This is a genomic window from Xanthomarina sp. (genome assembly GCF_035306705.1).
Lineage (GTDB): Bacteria > Bacteroidota > Bacteroidia > Flavobacteriales > Flavobacteriaceae > Xanthomarina.
In genome coordinates this window covers 18,790-29,898 of the sequence record NZ_DATGNO010000149.1, presented here as the reverse complement: position 1 = coordinate 29,898, position 11,109 = coordinate 18,790, and the positions used below count along the sequence as shown (strand labels likewise).

The window sequence follows — 11,109 nt, the reverse complement described above, 5'->3', positions numbered from 1 at the left end:
CCCCTTCTAGACATAACTACTTGGGCAACTTCAAACGCTTTTTTTGTTAGATAGGTTGTAAACCCAGAGCTTCCTCCCCAAGAAAAACTTGGCACAAAATTTCTTGGAAAACCACTTCCAAAAATATTGGCATTTACGCCTATAACGGTTCCCGTATTAAACATGGTATTGATGCCACATTTGCTATGGTCTCCCATCATTAAACCGCAAAACTGCAATCCGGTTCTAGCAAAACTTTCGGTTTCATAATCCCAAAGTCGTACTTCGGCATAATTGTTTTTTAAGTTTGAGTTATTGGTATCTGCTCCCAAATTACACCATTCGCCTATAACGGAATTCCCCAAAAAGCCATCATGACCTTTATTTGAATAACCAAAAATAACCGAATTAGTTACCTCTCCCCCAACCTTACTAAACGGACCTACCGTAGTTGGACCATAAATCTTAGCTCCCATTTTAATGGTTCCCTGTTCGCATAAAGCAAAAGGTCCTCGAATGAGGCTGCCTTCCATAACTTCGGCATCTTTACCAATATAAATTGGCCCATTGGTGGCATTTAGGGTCGTAAACTCAACTTTAGCTCCTTCTTCAATAAAAATCAACTCTGGCTTAATTGTGTTAACTGAAGATGGAATTGGTTGTGATTTTCTGTTGTTTGTCAATAAATCAAAATCCTCTTGAATGGCTTCACCGTTTTTAGAGAAAATATCCCAGGTATGTTCAATTTTAATAATGTCGTCATTATATTCAATAGAATCATAGCTATCCAAATCAATCTCTTCTTGTGTATCTTTTGTGTAAAAAGCAATAACATCCTCATGATAAAATATAGCTTGATTAGCCTCTAGATTTTGGACCATTTCAACCAAAGTTTGATTTGGTAAAAACGACGCATTTATCATGATATTTTCATCCATTTCCACCATGGGATACTTATCCGATAAATAATCTTCGGTAACCGTAGTGGTTGTATAATCCAAATAAGCTTCCCATTTTTCCCGAATGGTCAAAATACCAATTCTAATATCTGCTACGGGACGTGTAAAAGTAAATGGCAACAAATTATTGCGGGAAGGGCCATCAAAAAGAATATAGTTCATGAGACATTTAAATTTTAAGGTTTCGGGTTGTTTCCAACCAATAACTGGAACGAATCACTTCAAAAGTAACGTAAATAAAGAAAACAAAAAAAGCCTTATAGATAAATCTTAAGGCTTAAATAAATATGCTGAGACTAAGTTTACTTATTAAACTTAGCGTATTTAGTTTTAAATTTATCGATACGTCCTGCAGTATCTATTAACTTAGATTTTCCAGTGTAAAATGGATGAGACGTTCTAGAAATCTCCATTTTTATTAATGGATATTCAACGCCATCAACTTCTAGAGTTTCATTTGTGTTAGCAGTCGATTTAGTTAAAAACACATCTTCATTCGACATATCTTTAAACGCTACTAATCTATAATTTTCTGGATGTATACCTTTTTTCATCGCTAATTGCTTTAATTGTATTCTATTTTCGAGGTGCAAATTTAAGACTTTTTTACTAATAGGCAATACTTTTAATTTTAATTTTCAAGAATAATTATTTTTTGAAATTTTAGCTGTAACGTTTTACTATATTTGTTTACTAACTAACTGTAAAATTAATAAATTTTTAACTCATATGGAAACTTCAATTAAATCAAATGCTATTAACTATGGTCTATATCTAGGTGGTATGCTCTCCTTACTAACCGTTTTTGCTTACTCAGTAAATTTAGACTTATTTACTAAATGGTGGTATGGTGTAGCACTTATGGTCTTGGTAATTATTTTTGGTGTAATTTCTGCTATGACCTCTAAAAAGTTATTAGGAGGAATTATAAACTTTAAAGGCGCTTTTTCAGCTTATTTTATTGCCATTGCCATAGGAATTGTAATAAGTTCTGTAGTGAGTTATGTTATTTTTAATGTTATAGATCCGGATGCAGCTAAACTTTTACAAGAAAAAATACTTGATTCACAAGTTGCAATGATGCGAGGTTTTGGCGCTCCTGAAGATGCTATTGCTGACGTAGTGGAGCAAATTGAAAAGGAAGAAAATATGTTTGCCTTATCTAAGGTCGTACAATCCATCGCTTTCCAATTGATTGGCTTTAGCGTTGTTGGACTTATTGTAGCCTTAGTAGTAAAAAAAGAAGATCCTCAAGCTTAAATAAAATCTTTACTTTTGAGCCTAAAATCTTGAAACCATATATATGAATATATCAGTAGTCATACCACTACTTAACGAACAAGAATCATTAACAGAATTACATGATTGGATTGCAAAAGTTATGCAAGCCAATAATTTTTCTTATGAAATTATTTTTATTGACGATGGCAGTACAGACAACTCCTGGAAAACAATAAAACAATTATCTCAAAAAGATTCTAACGTAAAAGGCCTTCGGTTTTTAAGGAATTTTGGTAAATCGCAAGCTTTACATGCTGGTTTCGAAAAAGCCCAAGGAGATGTTATAATAACTATGGATGCCGATCTTCAAGATAATCCTGAAGAAATTCCTGAACTTTACAACATGATTGTTTCTGAAAACTACGACATGGTGTCTGGTTGGAAAAAGAAACGTTACGATTCTGTTATTTCAAAAAACCTTCCTTCAAAATTATTTAATTATGCAGCCCGCAAAACCTCTGGTGTTAAGCTTCACGACTTTAATTGTGGTTTAAAATCTTACCATAAAGATGTGGTTAAAAACATTGATGTTAATGGCGAAATGCACAGATACATTCCTGTATTGGCAAAAAATGCTGGCTTTAGCAATATTGGAGAAAAAGTGGTGCAACATCAAGCCAGAAAATATGGGGAGACTAAATTTGGAATGGATAGATTTATTCATGGTTTCCTAGACTTGATTACCATTTGGTTTCTGTCGCGTTTTGGCCGAAGTCCCATGCATCTTTTTGGTGCCTTAGGGGTTTTAATGTTTGCTATTGGACTTGGTTTTGCTATTTACCTAGGTATTAATAAACTATTTTTACAACCATACGGCAGATTGATTACAGACCGTCCACAGTTTTACATAGCATTAGTAACCATGATTATTGGGACTCAGTTTTTCGTAGCTGGATTTTTAGGTGAAATTATCCTTAGAACCAAACAAGATAAAAAACGCTATTTAATTAAAGACGAGCTTAATATCTAAGCCTTAAGATAATTTAAATCGTTATTTCCTGTTATCTTTTTTGAAATCCTTATTTTTGCATCACATTTTTTTTGAACATGACACAGATAGAACCTGAATTATTAGAAAGAGTGAATGCGTGGTTAACGCCATCTTTCGATAAAGACACACAAGACCATATAAAAAACCTAATTGCCAATAATCCAACAGAACTTAAAGAGAGTTTTTATAAAAACTTAGAGTTTGGAACTGGTGGTATGCGAGGTGTTATGGGCATTGGAACCAACAGGATTAACAAATACACGCTTGGAAAAAACACACAAGGTTTAAGTAATTACTTGCACCAATCTTTTCCAAATAAACCCATAAAAGTAGCCATTGCTTTCGATTGCAGACACAACAGTCAATCTTTAGCAAAGCTGGTTGCAAACGTGTTTTCGGCAAATAACATTCAAGTGTTTTTGTTTGAAGAATTACGCCCAACCCCCGAATTATCCTTTGCATTAAAATATTTAGGTTGCCACTGTGGCATTGTGCTTACAGCTTCGCATAATCCTCCTGAATACAACGGTTACAAAGTATATTGGCAAGATGGAGGCCAATTGGTTCCACCCCAAGATGCCGAAATTATAAACGTGATTAATAATCTGAATTATTCTGAGATTAAATTTGAAGCCAACGAATCCTTAATCCAATATATAGGAAAAGACGTAGACGATGTATTTATTAAAGCATCTGTTAAAAACGGAAGTTTTAATACGCCTCAACAAGCTAAAGACAACTTAAGCGTTGTTTTCACCTCTTTACATGGAACGTCTATTACCATTATTCCTGAAACTTTAAAACAAGCTGGATACAACAATCTCCATATAGTTAAAGAACAAGCCGAACCAAATGGCGATTTCCCAACGGTAAAATCTCCTAATCCTGAAGAGCCTGAAGCACTAAAAATGGCTTTGGAACTAGCTGATAATGTCCAAGGAGACATTGTTATTGGCACCGATCCAGATAGCGACAGGATTGGTGTAGCTGTTCGGGATTTTAATGGAAATATGACATTGCTCAACGGAAATCAAGCCATGTTAATGATGACGGATTTCTTATTGAAACAATGGGAAAAACAAGGAAAAATTAAAGGTAAGGAATTTATTGGCTCTACCATAGTTTCCACTCCTATGATGCCTGTTTTGGCAGATGCTTACGGAGTAGAATGTAAAATTGGCCTAACCGGTTTTAAATGGATTGCTAAAATGATAAAAGACTTCCCAGAACTAGATTTTATTGGTGGTGGCGAAGAAAGTTTCGGATTTATGGTTGGCGATTTTGTAAGAGACAAAGACGCTGTAACAGCTACACTGCTCGCTTGCGAGATAGCTGCCCAAGCAAAAGCTAAAGGCTCTTCGTTTTATAACGAATTAATTCAAATGTATGTAGATCATGGTTTTTATAAAGAACGCTTAATTTCAATAACCAAGAAAGGTATTGAAGGCGCTCAAGAAATCAAACAAATGATGGTTGATTTCAGAAAAAAACCACTTTCGGTTATAAATAATTCCAACGTAATAAAAATAGAAGATTATCAAAGCTCTAAAGCTTTAAATCCGATGTCTGGCGCTGAAAGCACCATTTCCATTCCAAAATCCAACGTGTTGATTTATTACACCGAAGATGGCAGTCAAATAGCATTACGTCCAAGTGGAACCGAACCAAAAATCAAGTTTTATATTAGTGTAAATACAAACTTGAAATCTGTTTCAGACTTTATTGAAACAGAAAAACAATTGGAAGCGAAAATCGATGCCATTGTAAACGACATGAAACTTATATAATGGATCAAAATTTAAAGAAAATAATCCCATTTACAAAGCCCTACAAAAGTAATATTGTATGGAATATTATTTTTAATATTCTTTATGCTTTATTTAGTTCGCTGTCGTTTATTGCGTTAATTCCAATGATGCAGGTATTGTTTGAAGAAACAGAAACTGTAGCAACAAAACCCGTTTATACAAGTTTTTTTGAAATTGCCTCTTACGGAAAAGATTTACTTTACTATTATATTTCAGAATTAACAAGTACCGAAGGCCCTAAATATGCACTCTTATTGGTTATTGGATTGGTTATTTCAACCTTCCTGTTTAAAAATCTGTTTGGATATTTAGCGTCTTATAACTTAATGATCTTAAAAAACGGCGTGCTAAAGGATTTACGTCTTAGCATGTATAAAAAAATCATCTCTTTGCCTGTTGCTTTTTATTCCGAAAAAAGAAAAGGAGATATCATGGCAAGGATTCTAGGAGATATTGGGGAAGTACAACATTCCTTTTTCGCCATTTTAGAACTGATAGTTAGAGAGCCTTTAACAATTATTTTTACTATCTTTTTCATGTTCAAGATAAGCGTGAAACTGACTTTGTTTGTGTTCATCTTTATTCCTGTTTCCGGGTTTATCATTTCTAAAATCGGAAAATCATTAAAATCCCAATCAGCAGAAGCCCAAAGGGAGTCGGGATATTTCATTTCTTTAGTTGAAGAAACTCTTGGAGGTTTAAAAGTGATAAAAAGTTACAATAGCGAATCTATTTTCACCAACAAATTAAAAGGATCGGTTACTAGAATTTTAAATTTGGCTAACAGCATTGGCAACAAAAACATTTTAGCCTCGCCCTTGAGCGAGTTTCTAGGAATTGTTACCATTGCCACCTTACTTTGGTATGGAGGTCAAATGGTATTAGTGGACAAATTACCAAATGGCGAACCTGTGCTAATTGGAGCAGCTTTTTTAGCTTATATGGGACTGGCCTATAACATTCTTACTCCAGCAAAAGCCATTTCGAAAGCGTCCTACTCCGTTAAAAATGGGTTGGCTGCTGCCGAACGTGTTTTTGAAGTACTGGAACAAGAAAATACCGTTGACACCAAAGAAAATGCTATTATAAAAAATGATTTCACTGATCGGGTTTCACTAAAAAACATCAATTTTAGATATGAAGACGAAAACGTATTGAAAAACTTCTCGATCGACGTTCCTAAAGGTAAAACTGTTGCTCTTGTTGGGCAATCTGGTTCAGGAAAAAGTACGATTGCCAACCTATTGACTCGTTTTTACGACGTGAACGAAGGCAGTATAAAAATAGATGGCATCGATATAAAAGACATGGACATCCATTCGCTTCGAGGCTTAATGGGCTTGGTTACACAAGATTCCATTTTGTTTAACGACACCGTTAAAAACAACATTCTACTTGGAAAAGAAGACGCCACTGATGAAGAAGTTATTCAAGCTCTAAAGATTGCTAATGCCTGGGAATTTGTAAAAGACCTTCCAAAGGGCATTGAAACCAACATTGGAGATTCTGGAAACAAACTTTCCGGAGGACAAAAACAGCGATTAAGCATTGCAAGAGCTGTTTTGAAAAATCCACCAATTATGATTTTGGACGAAGCCACTTCCGCCTTAGATACCGAAAGTGAACGTTTGGTTCAAGTTGCTTTGGAAAACATGATGAAAAATAGAACCTCAATTGTTATAGCACATAGACTTTCAACCATTCAAAATGCAGATACCATTGTGGTGATGCAAAAAGGTGAAATTGCTGAACAAGGCAAGCACAACGAACTCATTGAAAAAAATGGTATCTACAAAAAACTAGTAGATATGCAGAGTTTTGAATAAGAAGCGGTATTAGAAAGTGAAATAAAAAAGGACAATAATTAATTATTGTCCTTTTTTGGTCATGTTAGATTTGGGGAAACCTAACATAATAAGTAGGTTGGTTGATGTAAACATAAAACAAAAAATTATGTTAAACAAATATCTTTTGCAATTCAACGTATTAAAGATGCGTTTCGTCGACGTTTTAAGAATTAATGAATTGGTTTACAAAGTTTTAACATTTTAATGTTTTTTTTAATTAAACTTTTAGTACCATAAGTGGTCTAACTATAAAATTATCAGGTGATAGACGAATCTAAACTCATAGAGCAGCTTCAATCCAATCTGGATAAAAACGCAGCTTTTAAAGAATTGATCTCTCTTTATAAAGAGCGCTTGTATTGGCATATTCGTCATATTGTAAAATCGCATGACGATACAGATGACGTCCTTCAAAACACCTTCATAAAAATTTATAAAAACATCCAAAAATTTAAAGGAGATAGCAAATTGTATTCATGGATGTACAGAATCGCAACTAATGAAGCCTTAACCTTTATAAAGAAAAGAGCTAACGAATTTCAGATTTCAGACGAAGAAGCACACCAATTGGCCATAGATAATTTAAAAGCAGATATTTATTTTGAAGGAAACGAAATTCAACTTAAATTACAAGAAGCCATTGCTACTTTACCGGAAAAACAACGCTTGGTTTTTAATATGAAATATTTTCAGGACATAAAATACAAAGATATGTCCAAGATATTAGACACGAGTGAAGGCGCTCTAAAGGCTTCCTACCACATTGCTACAAAAAAAATAGAAGACTATTTGACTAGCAATTAAACCTTTATAACAAAAAACAGTCTAAGAAGTACGATGAAAAAAAATAAGCTACATAATATGGAAGATTCCGGATTTAAAACTCCAGAGAATTACTTTTTTAATTTAGAAGAGGAAATTATGTCGCATATATATCTAGAAGAAAAAATAGACAAAGCGGCTTTTAAAACTCCGGAAAACTATTTCGAATCTCTTGAAGATAAGATTTTTAGTCAAATCCTAATTAAACCTGAAACAAAAGTTATTTCCTTAGTTTCAAAACGTAACATTCTTGCACTTTCGGGTGTGGCTGCAGCTATTGTGTTACTATTTAACCTTAATTTATTTACTAAAGATTTTTCTTTTAGTTCTATTGATCACGACACACTCGAGAATTATGTAACCAATCAGGAGTTTGAGGCCACCGATTTGGAAGCTGAAATTATTCAAGATATCGATATCTCATCTTTTATTTTGGGAGAGTCCATTAGCGATGCATCTCTAGAAAGCTACTTATACAACACATCAGATTTAGAAGATTTTATTTCTGAATAACCCTTTACAATATGAAACATATTAGCATTTTAATTCTTTTTATCTCCATAAGCTTAAACACTTTTGGACAAGATAGAAATGATAAAATTAAGGCTCTTAAAACAGCTTATATTACCGAACAATTAGAATTAACAAAAGCTGAAGCTGAAAAATTTTGGCCTGTTTACAATGCTTTTGAAGAAAAAAGATCTGCATTAAAAGACGAAGCCCACAAAGACAGAAGCAATGAAGATTATTCTAAATTAACGGAAGCTGAAGCGAACGCCATGCTTGCTGAAATGATAACGTTAAACAACCAGAGAAAAGACATTTACAACAATCTAATTATTGATTTAAAGAAAGTTATATCGTCAAAAAAAATCGTGCTGTTAAAACAAGCAGAATACGACTTTAATAAAAAAATGTTCGAGGAATATAGAAAAAGACATCATCCTGATAATAAGGGAAAATAATCTTAATAAAAAGAAGCCATTTGGCTTCTTTTTTTATTTAAAAATTAATCTACTAATTCTTCCTTGTCCCGCAGCATAAGCCACGCTATCGTTTAAAAATCTTAAGGTATAAAACCCTTCTTTACTTAAATTTTTCCACGACAAGCCACCGTCCTGACTGTAGTCAACACCCTTAAATCCAATGGTTACAAGCTCCTTCCCTGCCCTGTTTGGAATATATTGTACACAACTTCTATAACCAGGTTCTTGCCCTTCTGCTACAAGTTCCCATGTTTTTCCACCATCACTAGTTCTCATTTTATTAGCAGAATTATCATCAGGATTGGTATAATCGCCACCAATGGCAAAACCGTTCATGGCATCATAAAAAGCTATGGAATAGATACCTTCTGTTTCTTTTGCATTAACAATTGGAGTTTGCACTACTTCCCAAGACAACCCTTTGTCATTAGAAAAATAAACTCTTCCTGCAGTTGTTGCAACCCAAGTGTTGTCTCCCACAACAGCAATATTGGTGTTACTTGCAGCAAAGGCACCTTCAGTTTCTAAAGGAGCTGGAAAAACAGAACAAGGTAATTTATTCCATGTATTTCCTCCATCCCTCGTAATTATAATACTTAAACAACCATTCGTGGAGTCTCCTATAGCTATGCCTTCTTGATTATTCCAAAAGGTCATGGCATCGTAAAAGGCTTTTGGATGGTCTTCTAAATATACCAAATCCATGATCCCATGATCTCCAGTTTTAAAAAGTAAAGCCGGATTTTCTACACTCAACATAAAAAAATCGGTATTGGTATGGGCCACCGCTCTAAATTGAAGTGCTAAAGAATCGTATTCTTGTTTAGAAATTTGCCAGCTTTTTTTATTGGGATCGTACAATCCAAAGGCTCCATTATTAGCAGCAAAAGCAAGACTTTTATCATCTAATATCTCAATGGCCCGAATACTTAACAGCGAGTCTTCAAAAATAGTTTCAATTTCAACCTTATTGAAATCTCTTGGAATAAATGTTCCTTTTTCTTCACAAGAAACAATTAACAGAACAGCAATAAACCCAATAACTCGTATCATATCTAGATATTTAATTAAGGAAATAAAAGTAGTTTATTAGGCGCAACTAAACAACATTTATCACTTGGAAGCTAAAGTGATATTGGAAACAACCAACTTATAAAAAAACATTCGTGTATTCATCTCATTTAACGTAACTTTGCAAGCTTATAAAACAAGAAATGAGATTACATAGGAATTTATGTTTTGCAACAGTCGATGGTTTGTTACAAATCTTTAACGAAGACTTTTATGCCGACAAAGTTATCCAACAATTATTAAAACGAGATAAACGTTGGGGTGCAAGAGATCGTGCTTTTGTTGCTGAAACCACCTACGACATAGTACGATGGAAACGTTTGTACGCAGAAATTGCAGAGGTAAAAGAGCCATTTAATCGCGATGATATTTGGCGCATTTTTGCCGTTTGGGCTACTTTACGAGGTATTAAATTACCGGATTGGAGCTATTTTGAAAACACACCAACAAGAAAAATAAAAGGCCGTTTTGACGAACTTTCCAAAATAAGAAAATTCAAAGAATCCATTCCAGATTGGTTAGACGAATTAGGTGAAAAAGAACTTGGAAAAGAAGTTTGGACCAAAGAAATAGCTGCACTTAACGAACAAGCAGATGTTATTTTAAGAGTAAACACGCTTAAAACAACCAAAGAAAAATTACAATCGGAATTATTTGATTTAGACATCGAAACCGAATTTATTAAAGACTATCCCAATGCCCTAAAATTAAAGGAACGTGCCAATGTATTTACGACAGAAGCTTTCCAAAACGGACATTTTGAAGTTCAGGATGCGTCTTCACAATTGGTTGCAGAATTTTTAAACGTAGAACCGGGGATGCGCGTTGTAGATGCTTGTGCTGGTGCAGGTGGAAAAGCCTTACACTTAGCTTCACTTATGGAAAACAAAGGCCAAATTATTGCTTTGGACATTTACGATCATAAATTAAAAGAATTAAAACGTAGAGCTAAACGTAATGGCGCCCACAATATAGAGCCAAGACATATAGATTCTTCTAAAGTGATTAAAAAACTTTACGATAAAGCAGATCGCGTTCTAATAGATGCACCATGTTCGGGATTAGGTGTTTTACGAAGAAATCCAGATGCGAAATGGAAATTGCAACCAGAGTTTATCGAGACTATCAAAAAAACCCAACAAGAGATTCTTCAACAGTATTCTAGAATGGTTAAAGCTGGCGGACAACTAGTTTATGCCACTTGTTCTATTTTACCTTCAGAAAACAAAAAACAAGTAGATCTGTTTTTAACATCTGAAATGGGAAAAGATTTTACCTTTGTAAAAGACAAAAGCGTTTTAGCCCATAAATCGGGTTACGACGGATTTTATATGGCCTTATTAGAAAAGAAAAATTAAAAAAAAC

11 protein-coding genes are annotated in these 11,109 nt (G+C 34.1%); 8 read left to right on the top strand and 3 right to left on the bottom strand.

Annotation, left to right across the window (positions count from 1 at the left end):
* A partial coding sequence (locus tag VKY47_RS12335; protein ID WP_324313118.1) for a GlmU family protein occupies window positions 1-1,100 on the bottom strand: 1,100 nt, incomplete at its 3' end.
* 140 nt (window positions 1,101-1,240) lie between these two features.
* Entirely contained in the window at window positions 1,241-1,492 is a 252-nt protein-coding gene (locus VKY47_RS12330) for a type B 50S ribosomal protein L31 (RefSeq protein WP_324313117.1), read from the bottom strand.
* 175 nt (window positions 1,493-1,667) lie between these two features.
* Between VKY47_RS12330 and VKY47_RS12325 the strand changes: the two genes are divergently transcribed.
* The 7 genes from VKY47_RS12325 (at window position 1,668) to VKY47_RS12295 (ending at window position 8,652) form a co-directional block, all read left to right on the top strand.
* Window positions 1,668-2,198: a DUF4199 domain-containing protein gene (locus VKY47_RS12325; protein ID WP_324313116.1), complete on the top strand. Its 531-nt coding sequence runs from the start codon at window positions 1,668-1,670 to the stop codon at window positions 2,196-2,198.
* A gap of 43 nt (window positions 2,199-2,241) precedes the next feature.
* Window positions 2,242-3,189 (top strand): glycosyltransferase family 2 protein, encoded by a 948-nt coding sequence (locus VKY47_RS12320; protein ID WP_324313115.1) that lies wholly within the window; start codon window positions 2,242-2,244, stop codon window positions 3,187-3,189.
* Between the two features lie 77 nt (window positions 3,190-3,266).
* A complete protein-coding gene (locus VKY47_RS12315) occupies window positions 3,267-4,997 on the top strand; it encodes a phospho-sugar mutase (RefSeq protein ID WP_324313114.1) in 1,731 nt (576 codons plus the stop codon).
* Window positions 4,997-6,844, top strand: coding sequence for an ABC transporter ATP-binding protein (locus VKY47_RS12310; RefSeq protein WP_324313113.1), 1,848 nt, complete (start codon window positions 4,997-4,999; stop codon window positions 6,842-6,844). The genes VKY47_RS12315 and VKY47_RS12310 overlap by 1 nt, the downstream gene beginning before the upstream one ends.
* 282 nt (window positions 6,845-7,126) lie before the next feature.
* Window positions 7,127-7,669, top strand: coding sequence for an RNA polymerase sigma factor (locus tag VKY47_RS12305; RefSeq protein WP_324313112.1), 543 nt, complete (start codon window positions 7,127-7,129; stop codon window positions 7,667-7,669).
* 33 nt (window positions 7,670-7,702) lie between these two features.
* Window positions 7,703-8,200, top strand: coding sequence for a hypothetical protein (locus VKY47_RS12300; RefSeq protein WP_324313111.1), 498 nt, complete (start codon window positions 7,703-7,705; stop codon window positions 8,198-8,200).
* Between the two features lie 11 nt (window positions 8,201-8,211).
* On the top strand, window positions 8,212-8,652 hold the full coding sequence (locus VKY47_RS12295) for a sensor of ECF-type sigma factor (protein WP_324313110.1): 441 nt from the start codon (window positions 8,212-8,214) through the stop codon (window positions 8,650-8,652).
* Between the two features lie 33 nt (window positions 8,653-8,685).
* Here VKY47_RS12295 and VKY47_RS12290 read toward each other — a convergent pair whose 3' ends face one another.
* Window positions 8,686-9,726, bottom strand: a complete 1,041-nt coding sequence (locus VKY47_RS12290) for a WD40/YVTN/BNR-like repeat-containing protein (RefSeq protein ID WP_324313109.1) — start codon at window positions 9,724-9,726, stop codon at window positions 8,686-8,688.
* A gap of 161 nt (window positions 9,727-9,887) precedes the next feature.
* Here VKY47_RS12290 and VKY47_RS12285 point away from each other — a divergent pair, with 161 nt between their 5' ends.
* Window positions 9,888-11,102, top strand: coding sequence for an RsmB/NOP family class I SAM-dependent RNA methyltransferase (locus VKY47_RS12285; protein WP_324313108.1), 1,215 nt, complete (start codon window positions 9,888-9,890; stop codon window positions 11,100-11,102).
* Window positions 11,103-11,109 lie beyond the last annotated feature (7 nt).

Coding starts and splice junctions, on each gene's coding strand:
- VKY47_RS12330 (WP_324313117.1), bottom strand. CDS start 1,492: ATGAAAAAAGGTATACATCCAGAAAATTATAGATTAGTAGCGTTTAAA.
- VKY47_RS12325 (WP_324313116.1), top strand. CDS start 1,668: ATGGAAACTTCAATTAAATCAAATGCTATTAACTATGGTCTATATCTA.
- VKY47_RS12320 (WP_324313115.1), top strand. CDS start 2,242: ATGAATATATCAGTAGTCATACCACTACTTAACGAACAAGAATCATTA.
- VKY47_RS12315 (WP_324313114.1), top strand. CDS start 3,267: ATGACACAGATAGAACCTGAATTATTAGAAAGAGTGAATGCGTGGTTA.
- VKY47_RS12310 (WP_324313113.1), top strand. CDS start 4,997: ATGGATCAAAATTTAAAGAAAATAATCCCATTTACAAAGCCCTACAAA.
- VKY47_RS12300 (WP_324313111.1), top strand. CDS start 7,703: ATGAAAAAAAATAAGCTACATAATATGGAAGATTCCGGATTTAAAACT.
- VKY47_RS12295 (WP_324313110.1), top strand. CDS start 8,212: ATGAAACATATTAGCATTTTAATTCTTTTTATCTCCATAAGCTTAAAC.
- VKY47_RS12290 (WP_324313109.1), bottom strand. CDS start 9,726: ATGATACGAGTTATTGGGTTTATTGCTGTTCTGTTAATTGTTTCTTGT.
- VKY47_RS12285 (WP_324313108.1), top strand. CDS start 9,888: ATGAGATTACATAGGAATTTATGTTTTGCAACAGTCGATGGTTTGTTA.